The sequence below is a fragment of the Variovorax sp. Varisp46 genome (assembly GCF_059491885.1).
In genome coordinates this window covers 3,188,231-3,206,830 of record NZ_CP168515.1, presented here as the reverse complement: position 1 = coordinate 3,206,830, position 18,600 = coordinate 3,188,231, and the positions used below count along the sequence as shown (strand labels likewise).

General features: G+C 68.5%; 11 protein-coding genes. 3 read left to right on the top strand and 8 right to left on the bottom strand.

Features of this window, described 5'->3' with window-relative positions:
• Positions 1 to 3,150 (top strand): non-ribosomal peptide synthetase, encoded by a 3,150-nt coding sequence (locus ACEN9N_RS15175; protein WP_495653901.1) that lies wholly within the window; start codon positions 1 to 3, stop codon positions 3,148 to 3,150.
• Positions 3,150 to 7,226, top strand: a complete 4,077-nt coding sequence (locus ACEN9N_RS15170) for an amino acid adenylation domain-containing protein (protein ID WP_495653900.1) — start codon at positions 3,150 to 3,152, stop codon at positions 7,224 to 7,226. Before ACEN9N_RS15175 ends, ACEN9N_RS15170 begins: the two co-directional genes overlap by 1 nt.
• A 57-nt stretch (positions 7,227 to 7,283) precedes the next feature.
• Here the strand turns inward: ACEN9N_RS15170 and ACEN9N_RS15165 are convergent, their stop codons facing one another.
• The 4 genes from ACEN9N_RS15165 to fhuF all read right to left on the bottom strand — a co-directional run bounded on the left by ACEN9N_RS15165 (position 7,284) and on the right by fhuF (position 12,822).
• Positions 7,284 to 9,665, bottom strand: a complete 2,382-nt coding sequence (locus tag ACEN9N_RS15165) for a TonB-dependent siderophore receptor (RefSeq protein WP_495653899.1) — start codon at positions 9,663 to 9,665, stop codon at positions 7,284 to 7,286.
• A 168-nt stretch (positions 9,666 to 9,833) separates the two neighbouring features.
• Positions 9,834 to 11,135 carry a lysine N(6)-hydroxylase/L-ornithine N(5)-oxygenase family protein gene (locus tag ACEN9N_RS15160; RefSeq protein ID WP_495653898.1) on the bottom strand — a complete coding sequence of 434 codons (1,302 nt, stop codon included), beginning with the start codon at positions 11,133 to 11,135 and terminating at the stop codon, positions 9,834 to 9,836.
• Between the two features lie 66 nt (positions 11,136 to 11,201).
• Positions 11,202 to 12,038, bottom strand: coding sequence for a formyltransferase family protein (locus ACEN9N_RS15155; protein WP_413314498.1), 837 nt, complete (start codon positions 12,036 to 12,038; stop codon positions 11,202 to 11,204).
• Between the two features lie 43 nt (positions 12,039 to 12,081).
• Positions 12,082 to 12,822: a siderophore-iron reductase FhuF gene (gene fhuF / locus ACEN9N_RS15150; RefSeq protein ID WP_413314497.1), complete on the bottom strand. Its 741-nt coding sequence runs from the start codon at positions 12,820 to 12,822 to the stop codon at positions 12,082 to 12,084.
• A 269-nt stretch (positions 12,823 to 13,091) separates the two neighbouring features.
• Between fhuF and ACEN9N_RS15145 the strand changes: the two genes are divergently transcribed.
• A complete protein-coding gene (locus tag ACEN9N_RS15145) occupies positions 13,092 to 14,783 on the top strand; it encodes a cyclic peptide export ABC transporter (RefSeq protein WP_495653897.1) in 1,692 nt (563 codons plus the stop codon).
• 62 nt (positions 14,784 to 14,845) lie between these two features.
• On the opposite strand, the gene ACEN9N_RS15140 is transcribed toward ACEN9N_RS15145, so the two are convergent.
• The 4 genes from ACEN9N_RS15140 to ACEN9N_RS15125 all read right to left on the bottom strand — a co-directional run bounded on the left by ACEN9N_RS15140 (position 14,846) and on the right by ACEN9N_RS15125 (position 18,546).
• On the bottom strand, positions 14,846 to 15,901 hold the full coding sequence (locus ACEN9N_RS15140) for a FecR family protein (protein ID WP_495653896.1): 1,056 nt from the start codon (positions 15,899 to 15,901) through the stop codon (positions 14,846 to 14,848).
• Entirely contained in the window at positions 15,898 to 16,515 is a 618-nt protein-coding gene (locus ACEN9N_RS15135) for an RNA polymerase sigma factor (protein ID WP_007835037.1), read from the bottom strand. The genes ACEN9N_RS15140 and ACEN9N_RS15135 overlap by 4 nt, the downstream gene beginning before the upstream one ends.
• A 193-nt stretch (positions 16,516 to 16,708) precedes the next feature.
• Positions 16,709 to 18,136 carry an FAD-binding oxidoreductase gene (locus tag ACEN9N_RS15130; protein WP_007835039.1) on the bottom strand — a complete coding sequence of 476 codons (1,428 nt, stop codon included), beginning with the start codon at positions 18,134 to 18,136 and terminating at the stop codon, positions 16,709 to 16,711.
• Positions 18,133 to 18,546: a DUF2069 domain-containing protein gene (locus ACEN9N_RS15125; protein ID WP_413314494.1), complete on the bottom strand. Its 414-nt coding sequence runs from the start codon at positions 18,544 to 18,546 to the stop codon at positions 18,133 to 18,135. Before ACEN9N_RS15125 ends, ACEN9N_RS15130 begins: the two co-directional genes overlap by 4 nt.
• Between the last annotated feature and the right edge of the window lie 54 nt (positions 18,547 to 18,600).

Here is an 18,600-nt window from a genome sequence, read left to right as displayed (position 1 = left end):
ATGGCTGCCATTCTCGAAACCACGACTTCCTCGCTGCCGCTCAGTCCTGAGCAACGTGCCATCCGGGCGCAGCATGGGGAGCAGGCCGCTCCCGGCGAGCCCAAGCTCGTGCTGCAGGCCGACCTCGACGGCGAGCTCGACGCGACGCGCCTCGAGGCCGCGGCCCGCTCGATCGTGCAGGCCCATGTGGCCTTGCGCTCGGCGGTGTTGCAGGTTCCCGGCTTCCGGGGTCTCAGGCAACAGGCCCTGGATGCGGCGGCTGCGCTGCGCTGGCAAAGGATCGACCTTCGCGGCAATGCCGACATCGCGACCGCGCTGGCCGACTGGATCGCCGCGCGCACGCAGGAGCCGCTGGATGTCGCGAGCGGCGCGCCGCTGCGCGTCGGCATTGCCCGGCTCGGCGAAACACGGCACAAGCTCGTGCTGGTTGCCAGCGTGTTCGCCGCGGACAAGGGCAGCCTGCACGGCCTGCTGGATCAGATTGCAACGGCTTACCTCACGGGGCAGGCCCTCGATGCGGACGAGGTTTTCCAGTACACGCAGTTCGTCGAATGGCGCCAGGACCTCGACAGCGGCGAGGAGGCCGCCGACGGGCGCGGCTACTGGCAGGCTTGCATCGATCGCGCCGATGTGCTGCAGGCACCGCGCCTGAACACCCGGATGGACGGGGTACGCGAGGTCGCGTCGCCGGCGCGCACCAGCCTCTCTCTTCCTCTCGATGCGGCGCTTGCCGCCCGCACGCAGGAAGCGGCCGGGCAGCTCGGGTGCGGCACCGACCTGTTCCTGCAGGCCGTGTGGTGGCTGCTCGTGGCCCGGCTGACCGGCCACAGGCCTTTCGTCGCCGGCTGGCAGAACGATTGCCGGCACGACTACGAAGTGATGCGGGGAGCGGTGGGCGTCTTCGAGAAGATCCTGCCCGTGGTCGTGGACATCGCGCCCGACGAGCGCTTCTCCGACTGGATCGCACGCCTGGGCGAAACGCTCGAGGCGCACGCCGAGGCCCAGGAGTACTGGGCGATCGATGCGCCGCCGATCTCTGCGCACCTCGGCGTGGGCTTCGGCTTCGACGAGATACCGGTGCGCTCGCACGGTGCCGTGGCCTGGCGCGTGGACACCGCGCCCGGTCCGCTGCCTTGTTTCGAACTGGCCATGCAGGTCGGCCGGGCCGGGCAGGCTTTCACGTTGTCCGTGCATGCGGATGTGTCGCGCTATTCGCCCCAGGCCGTGGAGCGGCTGCTGTGGCAGTACCAGACTTTGCTCGAGGATGCCGTGGCGCAGCCGCGCGCGCCGGTCGGCAGCCTCGCGCTGGTCTGTGAGCGCGAGCGCCAATTGCTGCTGCTGGCAGCGCGCGGTGCGGCGGCCGATTTCGGAAGCCTCACGCTGGCCGGGCAGGTCGCCCGCTGGGCGCGGATGACGCCGGACGCGCCCGCGCTGGAGGCTGGCGATGTGCTGCTGAGCTATCGCGAATTCGATGCGCGAATCAACCGGATGGCGCATTGGCTGCAGGCCCGGGGCGCCGCGGCTGGAACGCTGGTAGCGCTCAACCTTCCGCGATCGGCCGATCTGCTGGTGGCGATGCTGGCGAGCTGGCGCATCGGGGCGGGCTACCTGCCGCTGGACCCCGAGTGGCCCGCCGCGCGCCGCCAGGCCGTGCTGGAAGACGCCGTGCCGTCGCTCGTGCTCCATGCCGCAGGCGTGCCTTCGGCTGGCGATGCGCCGTGGCGGCAGGCATCGCTGGACGACATGAACCTCGACGGTGTTGCCGACAGCGCACCGGCATGCCAACCCGCGATGCAGGATCTGGCTTATGTGCTCTACACCTCGGGTTCGACGGGGACGCCCAAGGGCGTGGTGATCGGGCAGGGGCAGTTGCTCAACTACGTGGCTGCGGTGTCATCGGCCATGGACCTGGCTCGCTGCCGCCGCTGGGCGCTCACAAGCTCCGTCGTCGCGGACCTGGGCAACACCGCGCTCTTCGGTGCGTTCCACAACGGTGCCTGCCTCGTCGTGGCGAGAGCGGGCGACGTGAAGGATGCGCGCGCCTTCGCCGGCTTCATGCGCGAACGCCGGATCGACGCGCTCAAGATGGTGCCCTCCCACCTGGAGGCCCTGCTCGAGGACGAGGCGCCGAAGCTGCCCGGCACGCTGGTGCTGGGCGGCGAGGCTGCACCGCGCTCGCTCATCGAGCGCATCGTCAGGCTTGCACCGGATACCGCGATCTACAACCACTACGGCCCCACGGAAACGACGGTGGGCGTGATGGTGCACCGCGTATCGGCGGGCGAGGCCGCATCCCCGGTGCTGCCGCTGTCGCGCGTGCTGGCGAACAACCGCGTCCATGTGCTGGACGAAGCCTTGCGCATGGTGCCGAGCGGCGCGCTGGGGGCGGTGTATGTCGGCGGCGCGCAGCTGTGCCGCGGCTACCTGAACCGGGAGGTGGAAGGCGCTTTCGTGGCCGATCCATTCGAGCCGGGGCAAGAGCTCTACCGCACGGGCGACCTGGCCTGCGTGCTGCCCGAAGGCGGCATCCGCCTGGCGGGGCGGGCGGACGACCAGATCAAGATCCGGGGCTTTCGCGTCGAGCCGGCCGAGGTGGAGGCGGTGTTGCTGTCGCAGCCCGGCGTGCGACAGGCCGTGGTGCTGGCGGTACCGGGCGGTGGAGGCGACGCCGAACTCCGGGCTTTCGTCGTGGGTGACGGGGCGCTCGCGTCGGAGGCCGGCCGCTCGGCGCTGACGGGGCGGCTGGGCACGCTGCTGCCCGCGCACATGGTGCCTGCGCGCTGTATCTTCGTCGCGGAGTTCGCGAGGCTGCCGAACGGAAAGATCGACCGGCAGTCGCTGCTGTCCGCGGCACGCAGCGATAACCGCAAGCCGGTGGCGGCGGCACCGCGCGACGCGCTCGAATCGGTGCTGGCCGAGTGCATGGCAAGCCTGCTCCAGCGCGACGCCATCGGCGTGGAAGACGACTTCTTCGAGCTGGGAGGGCACTCGCTGCTCGTGATCAAGCTTGTGGCGCGCATCCGCAAGCAGCTGCGGATCGACATCGCGCCAGGGCTGGTGTTCGACCATCCCAGCGTCGCCACGCTCGCAGCGGCGCTTCGCACGATGGAGAACGAAGGATCGGTTTCGGCATACAGGATGGAACAGTGATGAACAGCAGCAATGCGGCGCGGCGGATTTCAGCGGAGGACAGATGGGCGGATGACGACGACGACGACGAAATCCTCCGCCGCGTGTCGGACGGCGACGAGGTGCCGTTGTCCCCTGCGCAGGAGCAGCTGTGGTTCCTGCAGCGCCTGGAGCCGGGGCTGACGGCCTACAACCTGCCGCGGACGTTCCGCCTGCACGGCCCGCTGGACGCGGATGCGCTCGAGCGCGCGTTCCAGGCCGTGATCGATCGCCACGGCATCCTGCGCACCCGCTTCTTCGAGAAAGACGGCGTTCCCATGCAGCAGATGGTGCGGGACGTGAGGTTCATGCTAGAGCGGTTCGATCTGTCCCTGGAGTCCGGGGCCGCGCGGCAGGCGCGTGTCGATGCGCTGACGGGCGAGACGGCCCTGCATGTGTTCGACCTGGACGCCGCGCCTGCATTGGTGGCCAGGCTGATCCGGCTGTCGGGCCAGGAGCATGTGCTGACGGTCTGCCTGCATCACATCGTGTCGGATGCGTGGTCCAACCCCATCCTCGCTGCGGACCTCACTTCGGCCTACCGCCTGGCATTGGCTGCGGGTGCGGCCGTGCGGCTGCCGGCCTTGCCGGCCCAGTACGCCGACTACGCGCTGTGGCAGCGCGAGCGCCTGCAGGGCGAGGGCCTGGCGAAGCAACTGGACTACTGGAACACCCACCTGGGTGCCGATGTGCCACCGCTGGAGCTGCCGCTCGACGCGGCGCGCCCTGCGCGGCAGACCTTCGACGGTGCGGTGCATCGCTTCGCGCTGGAGCCGGCGCTGGCGGTGGCGTTGCAGAAGTTCTGCCGCACGGAGAAATGCACGCCCTTCGTGGTCCTGCTCGCGGCGTGGCAGATGCTGCTGGGCCGGTACGGCGGCCAGAACGACTTTGCCGTCGGCGTGGCCAATGCCGGCCGCCATCGCGACGAGGTGCGCGATCTGGTGGGGTTCTTCGTCACGACCCAGGTGTTCCGGGCGCGGCTCGAGCCGCGCGCGACGTTGCGCGAAATCTGCCGCCGGGTGCGGCGCGATTCGCTGTCCGCACTGGAGCATGCGGACCTTCCCCTCAATGCGCTGCTGGCCGGCCGGAACGAAAAGCGCGACGCGTCGCGCAACCCGTTGTTCCAGGCAATGTTCGGCGTGCAGATGAGCGACAGCGTTGCCGACCTCGCGTTCGGCGGCGTGCGCGCGGAGCAGATCGGGGGCGGCAACGCGAGCGCCAAGTTCGACCTGTCGCTGGATTTCTTCATCGAACCGACGCGTGCGTACGCGCAGATCGAATACAACACCGATCTTTTTGGGGAGGCCACCGTGGCGCGGCTGGCGGGCTGGTATGTGCGCCTGCTCGAGACGTTGACGGTCGATCCGGACCAGGTCTTTTCGGAGATCGATCTTTCGAGCGATGCGGAGCGTGCGCAACTGGCCTCTTGGGGTGCTTGCAGGCAGGCAGCCGAGGCGGGCGAGCCGATCCATCGGCTGATCGAACGGCAAGTGCGCGCACGGCCCGAAGCATCCGCGCTGTGCTTCGGCGAGCAAACGCTGAGCTACGGCGAACTCAACACACAGGCCAACCGCCTTGCACACCGGCTGATCGCCCTGGGCGTGAAGCCCGAGACGAAGGTGGGCATCGCGGTGGAGCGTTCCATCGAGATGGTGGTGGGCATCCTGGCGATCCTGAAGGCCGGCGGCGCCTATGTTCCGCTGGACCCGGAGTACCCCGCAGATCGGCTGACGTACATGGTCCGCGACAGCGGCATCGCGCTGCTGCTCACGCAGAGCCACCTGCAGATGCCGGGCATCGAGGCGCTGCAGGTGCTGGCGCTCGACACCCTCGACGTTAGTGCGGAACCCGACACCAACCCCGATATCGACCTGCACGGCGAGAACCTCGCCTACGTCATCTACACCTCCGGCTCCACCGGCCGTCCCAAGGGCGCACAGCTGTGCCACCGCAACGTGACACGGCTGCTCGATGCCACCGATGCCTGGTTCGGCTTCGGCCCCGAGGACGTGTGGACGATGTTCCACTCCTACGCCTTCGACTTCTCCGTGTGGGAGATCTTCGGGGCCCTGTGCACCGGGGGCAAGCTGGTGGTCGTGCCGTTCTGGGTCAGCCGCTCGCCCGAGGACTTCCTGCAGTTGTTGAGCAGGGAGCGCATCACGGTACTCAACCAGACGCCTTCGGCCTTCGGCCAGCTGACCAGCCTGCCGCAGGCCTACCAAGAGCATTTGTCCCTGCGCGTGGTGATCTTCGGCGGCGAAGCGCTCGACCCGCAGCGCCTGCGCCAGTGGATCGAGCACCATGGCGATGACAGTCCGCAACTGATCAACATGTACGGCATCACCGAGACCACGGTGCATGTGACCTACCGGCGGATCACCGCCAAGGACCTGGGCCTGCAGCGCAGTCCCGTGGGCATCGCCATCCCCGACCTGGGGATGCGCGTACTCGATGGGCAACTCAACCCGGTGCCGGTGGGCGTGGCGGGCGAGCTGTATGTCTCGGGCGCCGGGCTGGCGCGCGGCTACCTGAACCGCGAAGGCCTGACGGCCGAGCGCTTCATTGCGGCAGAAGGCGGACAGCGCCTGTACCGCACAGGCGACCTCGTGCGTTGGAGCGCGGAAGGCCAATTGGAGTACCTGGGTCGCATCGACCACCAGGTGAAGGTGCGGGGCTTCCGCATCGAGCTCGGGGAGATCGAGGCGCAGTTGCTGGCACAACGGGAGGTGCGAGAGGCGGTGGTCATCGCCAACGAAGGCCCGACGGGCACGCGGCTCGTGGGTTACGTGTCGGGGCAGGACATCGACACGGCACAGCTTCGGCAGAAGCTCGGCCAGGCGCTGCCCGACTACATGGTGCCCGCCGCGCTGGTGGTGCTCGACGCACTGCCGCTGAACACGAACGGCAAGGTGGACCGCAAGGCCCTGCCGGCGCCCGAGTTCGGCCGTGTACAGACGTGCGACGAGCAGCCTCAGGAGGGCGCGCAGGGCGTGCTCGAAGCGGCACTGGCGGCGATCTGGGCTCAGGTGCTGGGTGTCCCGCGCGCGGGGCGCAACGACAACTTCTTCGAGCTCGGCGGCGATTCACTCGTCGCGCTCAGGCTGCTGGCCAGGATCAACAAGTCCCGTGTTCTGAGCGTGCAGATCTCCCTGCAGGATCTGCTCGAGAAGCAGACGATCGCCAGGTTGGTCGCGCAGCTGGACATGGGCGCGCCGCCGCAGCCTGTCCAGTTGCTGAACGCGTATGCCGGGCCGGCGGATGCGATGCCGCTGTTCTGCGTGCCGCCCGCGCTGCGCCATCCGATCGACTACCGGCCGATGGCGCGCCACCTGGAAGACTCGCGTGCCGTCTACGGCCTGAGCTACGCGGATGACGTCGCCGGGCTGGATTCCATCGAGCAGATGGCCCGGTACTACGCCGATGTCATCCGCAGGACGCAGCCGCAGGGGCCCGTGGGCATCGTCGGCTGGTCATTGGGCGCAGTTGTCGCGGTGCATGTCGCCAGCCTGCTGGAACAGCAGGGCGTGGACGTCGCCTTCCTCGGCATGGTCGACAGCTTTCTGCTGGACGAGAGCTTCGATCCGCACGGCTGGTACCAGGACTTCCGGGATTTCGTCCTGGACACCGCGAGCGGCGGCATGGGCCACGAGGCCGTCAACGCGATGCTCGACAGCTTCGAGCCGATCCGCTCGGGCTCCGACGAGACCGTGCGCGACGCCGTCGAGGAAATCGTGGCGGCGGCTGGCATGGGCATGAAGCCGGGCGACATCTTCCAGGGGATCGTCGCCACCCGGCGCATGAACGCGATCACGCAAAAGATCGCCGCATTCCCGCGCGTGAAGGTGGCGCCGCATTTTTGGTGGAAGAAGGGACGGGCGGTTGCGCAGAAGAACGCGCTCCTGTCGCAGTTCGGCGGCAAGGCGCAGGTTTCGCTCGAGGTGAATGCCGACCATCAGGGCATCGTGCGCAACGCTGCGCTGCTGAGCCATCTGCATGCGGCCATGCGCGATGCGCAGGCGAGGGCCAGGGCCAGGGAGACGGCAGACGCGCGCCGATGATGGCGAGCGAAAGATGACGAAGCCTCCCCCGCTTTCACGCGGGGGAGAGGCATCGGATCAGAACTTGTACCGGGCGGTCAGGGTCGCCGTGCGGAGAGTGCCCTGGTAGCACTGTCCGTGGTAGCAGATCGAGTTGTACTGCTTGTTCGCCAGGTTGGAGATGTTGAGCGCGAAGCGCCACGGGCCGCGTTCGTAGTGCGCGGCCGCATCGAGGAGCGTCACGCCGCGTTCGTACGTGGTGTTGTGCTCGTCGTTCTGGCGCTTGCCGATGTAGCGCACGCCACCGCCGAACCCCAGGCCGTTGCCCATGGTGTAGTCGAGCCACACCGAGGCGGTCTGCTTGGGCACGAGCGGCGGGATCTTGCCGATTTCGTCCGCATCGGCGCTGTAGAGCACCTTCATGTCCAGCCAGGTGTAGGCGGCGGAGATGTTCAGGCCCGGTGCGAGCTCGCCCTTGGCTTCCAGCTCGAGGCCGCGGGAGCGCTGCTTGCCGATCTGGCGCCCCTCGGAGGTCGTCGGGTCGTAGGTGACCACGTTGGTCTTGCGCAGGTCGAAGACTGCCGCGGTATACGAGGTGCGCGAGCCCGCGGGCTGGAACTTGACGCCGACCTCGACCTGCTTGCCGCTGCTGGGCTTGAAGGGTTGGTTGTTCGCGTCGACGCCGCTGTTGGGCAGGAAGGACGTGGTGTAGCTCATGTAGGGAGCCCAGCCGTTGCCGAACAGGTAGCTGATGCCTGCCCGGCCACTGAACGCACTGTCCGATCGCCGGGTATGGCTCCTGGCCAGGTAGTTGTCGGTGAGCTGGCGCACTTCGTCGTGGCGGCCCCCGAGCGTGACGATCCAGTTGTCGCCGAACTTGATCTGGTCCTGGGCGTAGAAGCCGGTCTGGCGCGTCGATTGGGCCAGGTCGGTCATCGGGATGGTGGGCATCGCCACGGCCTGGCCGTAGACGGGCGCCCAGATGTCCAGGGTCGGCGCCGCGCCGCGGAAGCGCCGCTGCTTGCCTTTCTGGTCGCTGTAGTCGACGCCCAGCAGCACCGTGTGCTGGACGGAGCCGTACTGCAGCTTGCCCTGCACGCTGGTGTCCAGCGTGGCCAGGTCCACGGGGTCGTTCCAGGTCCTGGCAACGCGGGAGAGCGTGTGTCTGTCGTTTCCGAGCGAGCCGGCCCAGACTGCTCGCCTGTCCAGGGCGATCTGGCTGTAGCGGAAGTTCTGGCGCAGCGTCCAGGTGTCGTTCAGGGCCGTTTCGAAACGGTAGCCGATGGCGCTCTGCGACTGCTTGAGCCGGCCGAAGCTGTAGTCGCCCACCTTCACCGGATAGAGAACGTAGTCCTGGGTGAGGTAGTACGGGTCTTCGGCCGTGTTGTTCTTGAGAAACTCCCCGAAGACGGTCAGCGAGGTCGTCGAATTGGGTTGCCAGCGCACCGACGGCGCAATGTAGCTGCGTGTGCGGTTCAGCTTGCGGCCGTCGGGATACTTGTCCTGGTCGTTGCTGTCGAGGCCCACCCCGACCACGCGATAGCTCAGGTCGGTGTTGCCGATCCTGTCGCCGAGGTCGAATGCCAGTTGCTTGCGCTGGTAGCTGCCGTACTGCACTTCGATCTCGCGGATCCGCTCGCCGGTCGGCTGCTTGCTCACGCGGTTGACGATGCCACCGGCGTCTCCCTGGCCGAACACCATCGACGAAGGGCCGCGCAATACCTCCACGCGCTCCAGCGCGTAGGGCTCGGTCAGGTAGTAGGTGGGGCCGAACGCCGGCTGCGCGAGCCCGTCCCTGTAGACACCGTTGGAAGAGGTGCTGAAGCCCCGCAGCAGGATGTATTCCCAGCCGCGGTTGTCGGGGCCGTAGGTGTTCGTCGTGACGCCCGGCGTGTAGCGGATGGCCTCCATGACGTCCTGTACGCCGCGCGCATCCATTTCCTCGCGGCCGATGACGGAGATCGACTGCGGCACCTCGATGAGCGGCGTGTCGGTCTTGGTGGCCGTGCTGCTGCGGCGGGCCGCATAGCCGGAAACCGGGCCGGTGGGCGATTCCTCGGCGTTGGCCACCACCTGCACCGCAGGCAGGGTGCCCTGCGAGTTGGGAGCGTCGGCGGCGCGGCGGATGGCGAGGCCGCCGCTGGCGGTGCGCGTGGCTTCCAGTGAAGTGCCCGCGAGCATCTGGCGCAGGGCCTGGTCGACCGTGAGCTTGCCTTCCACGGCGTGCGAGCTGGTGCCTGCGACCACTTCGCCGGCGGCGAATACCTGCACGCCGGTCTGGCGCGAGAACTCGTTGAGCGCCGCGCCGAGCGCCTGCGATGGCACCTTCACCTCGAACACCTGTGCCGCGGCCTGGCCGGAAGCCTGTGCTGAAGCTACAGGGGCCCAGACGGTGAGAACGGAACCGAACGCCGCGGCAAGCGCGGCGTTCAGCAGATGTTGGCGAGGCAGGGGACGCATGGCAGAACAACTCCAGTTTTTTGAATTACGACGCATTCACATTCAGGTGCGGGGGCCGGCCCGATTTCCGGTCTCTGGCGCATCTATGAGTAAGACGTTCGAACTCATCAAACAGAGACACCATGTCCTAAGACTTTTTTCGCCGTCGCGGTCCGGCGACCCCGAGATTCAGGTCTGGACCGCCTCGGGTTCCGGCCTCAGGTGGAGCGGCGTGCCGGCCGGCGCGGCCAGCAGGGCGCTGCCGATTTCACCGGTACGCACCGAGGTGACCGACAGCAGGGTATCGCTCAGGCCGTGCGAGTCCTCGCAGGCGCCCTGCAGGTAGATGGCCGGACGGAAGCCGGGCGCGGCCTGCACGCGGTAGTGGCGGTCGACCGTGTAGTCGCCGAGGTAGCCCGCCAGCGGCGCGAGCAGCGCCTTGTGGTGCTCGCGCACATAGCCGGTGGCGAGCACCACGGCGTCGTAGCGCACCGTGTGCTCGCGCTGGGCGTTCTGGTCCCACAGCACGAGGTGCACGCCCTGGCCGTCGGCCGTGGCGCTGCGGATGTCGTGCCGGCGCAGGAAGCGCAGGCGGTTGCCACCGGTCACTCGCTGCTGGTAGAAGGCCTTGTAGATCTGCTGGATCAACTCCAGGTCGGCCACCGCGTAGTTGGTGTGCCAGAACTCGTCGAGCAGCGCGGCGCGCTCTTCCTCCGAGCGGCTGAAGGTGTAGTCGGTGAACTCGGCGTTGAAGATCTCGTTCACGAAGGGGCTGTCGTCCGCCGGGCGGATCGAGCGGGCACGCGTGATGAGGTCGACCTGCGGCGCGCCGGGGCGGCCCTGCAGGTCCATGAAGATCTCGGCCGCGCTCTGTCCCGCGCCTACCACGGCGATGCGGCGCGCATCCGGCAGCTGCGCGATGTCCTGCAGGTAGCTGCTCGAATGGAAGACGCGCGGGTCGCTGCGCAGCGCGCGGAAGCCGTCGGGGATGTTCGCCGCGCCGCCGATGCCGACCACGAGGTTGCGCGCGAGCCGCTCGACCAGCTTGCCCGCGTGGTTGCGCGAGCGCACGCGCAGCAGCTCCACCTCGCCGCCCCTTTCCTCGGGCAGCACCTCGAACACTTCCTCGCCGTAGGCGCAGGCGTCCTCGAACTGTTCGGCGGCCCACGAGAGGTAGTCGTTGAACTCGTGCCGGCTGGGGAAGAAGCTCTTCAGGTTGACGAAGTCGGTCAGCCGGCCTTTCTCGTGCAGGTAGTTGATGAAGGTGAAGCGGCTGGTCGGGTTGCGCAGCGTCGCCAGGTCCTTCATGAAGGAGATCTGCATGTGCGCCTGGTCCAGCAGCATGTGCGGATGCCAGGCGAAGCTCAGCTGCTTCTCGATGAAGAGCGTGTCGAACGGCCGGCCGGCGTGGCGCTTTTCCTCGAGTGCGATGGCCAGGGCGACGTTGGACGGGCCGAACCCGATCCCGACCAGATCATGGACGTGTGGCATTGAAATCAACTCCTGTGGTGGAGGGCGGTGTGAAAGAAGACAGGACGCTCGGCGGGCGCGCGATGTTCACGCGTCCACCGTCTCGGCCATCAGGGCCAGGCCCTGGTGGAGCGCGGGAAAGAGGCTGTGGTTGAAGTTGTTCCAGCGCAGCTCGAGGATGGTGTCCTCGGGGTCGATGTCGGTGCCCAGCACGTCGAAGATGACTTCGCCCGAGTCGATGCCGGTGTCCACGTAATGGAAGGAGGCGCCGGTCTTGCGCACCGGCTCGACCGCGACCGTCTCGCGCGTTTGCCAGTCGACCACCCGCTGGCCGCGGGCGCCATACAGCGCGTCCAGCGTGGCCCAGGCGCCGCGGCGCTCGAAGGGCGACTCCAGCCGCGTGATGCCCGGGTGGATGTTCACGATCCGGCGGAAGAACGGGCTTTCCGGCCGGGCCAGCCGGTCGAGGATCACCAGCAGGCCGTCGAGCACCACGAGGTCGGCCTCCAGCGCGTGCAGCCGTTCGAGCAGGCGCTGCTCGAACTCCTTCTTGCCGGCGGCGCGTTCGGCGGCCGCGTCCAGCGGCAGCCGCCGGTAGGTCGAGGGCACGTTGTGGAACATGTCGTTGACGCGGCGGCCCTGCACCTGCAGCTCGCCCGGGTGGATCCAGCGGCGGGCGGGATCGAAGCCGAAGCCGTACGCCTGCAGCACCTCGCGGTCGCGCGGCGAGCCCTCGTCGTCGTCGAACAACACGGCCTCCAGCGAGTAGGCATCGCCCAGCGGTGTGCGGTCGAGTGCCCCGGCCAGGTACTCCAGCGGCGACTTCATGTAGCGCTGCCCGCCCTTGTAGTCGATGTACTGGCCGGCCTGGTCGGCTGCCGCATTCCTCAGGGACATGATGTAGACGAGTCTTGCCTTGGACATGGTGATGCGCTCGGTAGTGGGTGGAAGAAGTGGGGGCGGGATGTCAGCGGTGCGCAGGCGACAGCGGGCAGGCGCCGCAATGGCCTTCGCGGGGCAGCAGGTGAAAAAGGCAGCACTGGCGGTGCAGCTTCACCGTCCGGTCGCGGCCTTCGAGGCGCACGCGGACTTCGCGCTGCGGGCCGGGCAGGGGATTGGTCCATGCCGGCCAGGCGGCGTCGTGCAGCAGCCGTTGCCTGTCGCGGGCGATCGGCGGCGATCCGCCGGTCAGCGCAAGCGCCTGCTCGAGCACCGGCTCGAGGTTGCGTGCCGCGTTGCCCCACAGGATCTTGGACGGAATGCCTGTCAGGTGGCACAGCGCCGAGAACAGCGGCTCCAGGTGCCGCCACAGCAGCGCCGAGTAGCGTTCCTCGGTGGTCGCGCCGCGCTGCGGCCGGCCCAGTTCGCGGATGTGGAAGCTCAGCGGCCGGGCGTGCGGGCCGAGGCGCACCCATACCTGCTCCGCGGCCACGGGAAAGCCATGCTGCAGCACGCTGGCGGCAGCCGCGACCGGTGGCAGCAGCATGCCGAGATAGGCCATGCTCCAGGACGACGCCACGGCGCGCAGGTCTTCGCCTTCGACCCCGAGGTGCGATGCGTGCAGGCGCAGCACGTGGCCCAGCAGCCCGTGCGAGCGCACCAGATCGACGACGTGCAGCGCGCCCGCGGGCGGCTGCGGCGCGCACTGCAATGCCTCGCCGTGCGGCGCCAGGTCGCCCTGGAACAAGGGCTCCAGCAGGGCGATCATGGGGCCGTCGGGCAGGAGGGGGCACCGGCGGTGCGGCGTTTTGCAGGGCGCATGAAGCTAGGACGGTTGGGCGGCGCAGGTGTTCATGCGCACCGTGTTCGAACTGCTGCGTGAACATTTGCGCGGGCCGCCCGTCAAGTGGGGTACAGGCAGTCCGCTGCCGTCCGCAGCTCTGCCGGCGCGGCGGGCCGCCATTACGTTCGCGTCCGGCGGCAAGGCTTGTCCGCGCCGCCGGGCCCCAGTCGCCCGAGGGCGGAAAGAGTTCTTGCATGACAACAGCCCCTGGTTCCGACGGCGAGTTCGCACGCCTGCTCAAGCCGTTCCTGCCGTGGATGCTGCTGTCGGCGGTCACCGGCATCGGCGCGGGCGCGGCCACGGTCGCGCTGCTGGGCACCATCAACCAGGTGCTCAACCGGCAGGGCGGCCTCTCTGGCGGCCTGCTGCTGACCTTCATCGGGCTGTGCGCGGCGGCGCTGTTCGGGCGCATGGTGTCCGATGTCTCGACCAACTTCGTCGGCCAGCGGGTGGTCGCGCTGGTCCGCAAGAGCCTGGCGCAGAAGATTCTCTCGGCGCCCATCGATGCCCTGGAGCGCTACCGCACCCACCGGCTGATGCCGGTGCTGTCGCAGGACGTGGACATGGTCAGCGACGTGGCGTTCGCGCTCGCCGCCACGCTGATCGCCTGCGTCACGGCACTTGGCTGCCTGGCCTACCTGGCCTACCTGTCGCTGCCGCTGTTCGGCGTGCTGGTGGTGGCGCTGGCGATCGGTGCGATGGTGCAGGCCATGGCGCAGATCCGCGGCGTGAACGGCTTCTGGAAGGCGCGCGAGCATGAAGACCAGCTGCACAAGGCCTATCGCGCGATCAGCGAGGGCGCCAAGGAGCTGCGCATGCACCGCGCGCGCCGCCAGCGCATGTTCGGCGGGCAGATCGAGCGCATCGTCGACAACATCCGCGCGGTCAACGGGCGCGCGATCAACACCTTCGTCATGGCCACCGCATTCGGCTCGGGCCTGTTCTTCCTGCTGATTGCGCTGATTCTGGGCTGGGCCTCATTCCGGCCGACCGAGCCCGCGGTGCTCAGCGGCTTCGTGCTGGTGCTGCTGTTCCTCAAGGGGCCGATGGACCAGATCGCGGGCGCGCTGCCTGCCGTGGGGCGCGCGCGGGTCGCGTTCCGGCGCATTGCCGACCTGTCGGCGCGCTTTGCCACGCCGGAGCCGCACCTGCACGTCGGCCGCACCGGCAGCGAGCTGAAATTCGAACACGAGATCGCGCTGCGCGGCGTGCGCTACGCGTTCGATGCGCCCGAGGGCGGCGAGGTCTTCGCGCTGGGGCCGATCGACCTGCGGCTTCGCCGCGGCGAGATGGTGTTCGTGGTGGGCGACAACGGCTCCGGCAAGACCACGCTCGTCAAGCTGCTGCTGGGCCTGTACGCGCCGCACGAGGGCCACGTGGCGATCGACGGTGCCGCGGTGGACGCCGAGCGCCGCGACGACTACCGCCAGCTCTTCACCACCGTGTTCTCCGACTTCTACTTGTTCGAGGACCTGGCCGCCGGCGAGGGCGAGGCGCACGGCGAAGCCAGCATGCAGGTGCTGCCGCAGCGCGCGTTGCCCTACCTGGAGCGCCTGGAGATCGCCCACAAGGTGAGCCTGAAGGACGGCGCCTTCACTACCACCGACCTGTCGACCGGCCAGCGCAAGCGGCTCGCGCTGGTGCACGCCTACCTGGAAGGGCGGCCGGTGCTGGTGTTCGACGAATGGGCCGCCGACCAGGACCCGACCTTCCGCCACCTGTTCTATACCGAGCTGCTGCCCGAGCTGCGCGCCAAGGGGCACCTGCTGGTCGTGATCTCGCACGACGATCGCTACTTCCACCTGGCCGACCGCGTGATCACAATGCGCGCGGGCCGCATCGCGGACGACCGGCCTCGCGTCCACCTGGAGAGCCTTGCCGCATGAGCTCCCGTGGGCAAAGCGCTCGGCGGTGCCCGGGGCGTGGGCCGGTGGGCGTTGGCTTTTCGTCAGCGCGCCAGCAGGGTCACGCTCCCGTCGGGGCGGGGCGCGACCGTGAGCGGCAGGATCGTCGGCAGCGCGGCCATCAGCCCTTCGGAGTCGTTGACGTGGAAGCGGCCGGACAGCCGCATCGCATCGATGCGCGGACTGTCGCTGACGATGGGCCGCGTGCGGTAGCTGTTGACCGCGGCCAGGGCATCGCCAAGCGGCGTGTTCTCGAACACCAGCCAGCCATCGCGCCACGCGGACAGCGCGGCCGTGTCGGCCTGCTGCACGCGGCCGGCCTGGCCGTCGGCGATCTCGACGCGGTCGCCCGCATACAGGTCGATCGCCGCGCCTTCGGTCCCGGCGAACCCGGGGTGCGGCGCGACACCTACGCGCACGTGGCCGTGCTCCACGCCTATGGTGATCGGCCCGCCGCGGTCGCGTACGGTGAACGCGGTGCCGACCACCTCGATGACGGCGGCGCGCGTTTGCACGTGCAGTGGGCGGTCCTTGTCGGGCGCGACCTCGAAGCGCACCTCGCCGCGAGCCATGTCGACGAGGCGGCGGTTGCGGTACAGGGTGACCTCGACGGAGCTCTGCGGCGCGAGGTCGAGCCGGCTGCCCGGCACGCCGCGGATGCCGTCCGCGAGCGTCACCTTCAGCATCTGCGCGGTGGCTGTCCGGTAGGTGGCGAGGGACACCGGCTGCTGCCAGTACCACTGCACGCCGCGCCCCGCGACGAGGCCGGTGCCCAGCAGGGCCGCCACCGAGAGCAGCATCTTGCGGCGTTGCTGGCGGTGCGGTGACTTCGCCGCGGCTCCCGCATGGGCCATCAACGTGCCGCCGGGCTCTTCGAAATGCGCGCGCAGGCCGTTCGCCATGCCGCCGAGTGCGTCCCAGCGCTGGCGCGCTTCCTGGACGGCCGCGGCATGCTCCGCCGATTTGCCGCGCCATTGATGGAGTGCCAGGCGGGCGCTGCCGGCGGCCTCGCCGGGCGCCATTTCGCCTTCCACGATCAGCGCCAGCGCGCGCTCGATCAGCCTTTCGCGCGGAGCGCTCGCCGCAACGATGCCGTTCACGAGAAGTCTTCGGCCAATGCGGCGTCGAAGCCGGGGCGGTTCATCAAGACCTGGGGTTCGATCAGCTCGGAGCGCAGTTCTGCGAACACGCGCGAGCAGTCGATGGTGGCGCGCAACAGGTGCTTGGCCACGGCCATCTCGGTGATGTTGAGCCGCTGCGCGATCTCGGCGCGCGTGTGGCCGTAGGCGCGAAAGAGCAGGAACACCTCGCGGCGGCGCGGCGGCAGCTTTTCCATGGTTTCGACCACCCGCGTCAGCACCCGTTGCTGGGCGACGACGTATTCGCTGGACTGCACTGTCCGGTGCATGCCGGCGTCTGCATGCGAACCGGCCCAGTCCTGCGCCACCTTGCGACGCCGCGCGTCATCGACGCACAGGTTGCGCGCCACGCGAAAGAGCAGGGCGCGAGGCGATTCGATGCCACCGTTGTCCTTGATGTCGTCCGGCGCCGCATCGATGCGGGCGACTCCGCGCGACTTCGTGGCCTGTGCGTACACCCGCTCGAAACTCGACTGCGCGATGTCGGCCGCGTAGTGAGGGTCTCTCAGGTCGCGAGTGAGCTGTCGGCGCAGGTCCGCATAGTGAGCTACAAGTTCCTGGACGAGGTCGCGCATCCGGCCGCCTTCTCGCAAGCATCGACAATGGCCCCGGAACCGGCCGCTGGTCATGCCCGCAAGATCGCCGCCTCCTGCAAGGAACGACGAACTGGCGATGCCGGTGCTGCGCTTCGGTGATCCCGGGGGAGGGAGTTAATAAGAATTATTCTTATTGAGTGTATCACCGAGTTGCCGGCTCCGGCCTCGCGAACTAGACCCGGATCACCCGCCCCGGGTTCAGGATGTTCTTGGGATCGAGCCCGCGCTTGATCGCCCGCATCATCTCCAGCGCCACCGGCGACTTGTGCTTTTCCAGCTTGTCGACCTTGAGCGAGCCCACGCCATGCTCGGCCGAGAACGAGCCGCCGAACTTCTCGACCGCGTCGTACACCAGCGTGTTGATGCGCTCTTCCTCGTTCTTCAGGAAGGCCTTGGTGTCGATGTTCTCCGGCGCCTGCACGTTGTAGTGCAGGTTGCCGTCGCCCAGGTGGCCGAAGTTCACCAGCCGCACGCCGGCGATCTCGCGCGCCAGCAGCGCATCGGTCTCTGCCACGAACGCGGGGATGCGTGACACGGGAATGGAAATGTCGTGCTTGATGTTCAGGCCTTCCTCGGCCTGTGCGAGCGGAATGCTCTCGCGGATGTGCCAGAGCTGGTGCGCTTGCGTGAGGTTCTCGGCCACTACCGCGTCGGTCACGCAGCCGTCTTCGAACGCGGTTTCGAGCAGCGCTTCGAAGCGGGCGCGTGCGTGGTCCTCGGATTCGCTGTCGGAGTTTTCCAGCAGCACGCAGTACGGCACGGCATCGTCCTTGATGAACGGCACGCGCAGCTGCGGCATGTGCTTGTCGACCAGGCTCAGCGCAAACTTGCCCATCACCTCGAAGCCCGTGAGGCCCGGGCCCAGGTGCTTGTGCGCGAGGCCCAGCAAGGTGACCGCGTGGTCGAGCGAGGGCACCGCGGCCCAGGCCGTGAGCTGCGCGGCAGGCAGCGGGTAGAGCTTCATGGTCGCGGCGGTGATGATGCCGAGCGTGCCTTCGCTGCCGATGAAGAGGTCGCGAAGGTCGTAGCCGGTGTTGTCCTTGCGCAGGCCGCTGGTGCCTTCCCAGATCTCGCCCTGCGGCGTGACCACTTCGAGGCCCAGGCACAGCTCGCGCGTGTTGCCGTAGCGAACCACCTGCGTGCCGCCTGCATTGGTCGCGAGGTTGCCGCCGATGGTGCAGCTGCCTTCGGCCGCCAGGCTCAGCGGGAACAGGTAGCCCTGCTTTTCGGCGGTTTCCTGCAGCGTCTGCAGGATGCAGCCGGCTTCGACGGTCATCGTAAGGTTGGCCGCGTCGATCGCGCGGATCGTGTTCAGCCGCTGCAGGCTCAGCACCACCTGCGTGCCGCTCTCGTCCGGAATGGAGCCGACCGCGAGGCCGGTGTTGCCGCCCTGTGGAATGACCGCAGTGCCGGCCGCGGCGCAGGCCTTCACCACGTCGGCCACCTGCTGTGCATTGGCCGGCCGCACCACGGCCAGCGACTTGCCGCGCGCGCGCTTGCGCCAGTCCTGCTCGTAGGCGGTGAGGTCGCCCTCGTTCAGCACGTGGGGTGCGCCGACGATGGCGCGCAGTTGCTCGATCAGGGGCGTGGCAGTGGTCATTGGGCGGAGGTCTCCAGTGGACGGGCAGCAGCTTTGGCGTGGCGCAAGCGCAGCCGCACATGCCAGGCGCAGGCCGCGAAGAGCACGAGGCACAGCAGCACCTCGACCAGCGCGAGCACTTGCCCCACGCCGTTGATGTCGCTCCAGGCGCGCACCACGCCCTCGGTGAAATAGAGCCAGACCATCAGGCTGACCCAGCGGTAGGTGTACATGCGGTTCTTCCACAGGCCTGCGAGCGGAATGACGAGCGGCAGCACCTTCAGTGCCAGCAGCGAGCCGCCTGGGCGCAGCGGCGCCAGCCACAGCTCCCATGCGAGGCCCAGCACGATGAGGCCGACGAGGCTGCCCACGGCGGCCCAGCGGGTGGCGCGAACGGAGGAGGGCGGGAGCGGCGGCGGTTTGGCGTTCATGAGCGGGATACCGCGGAACCGGCTTTGCCGGGCCGCTGGTATCGCCCCCGGTGA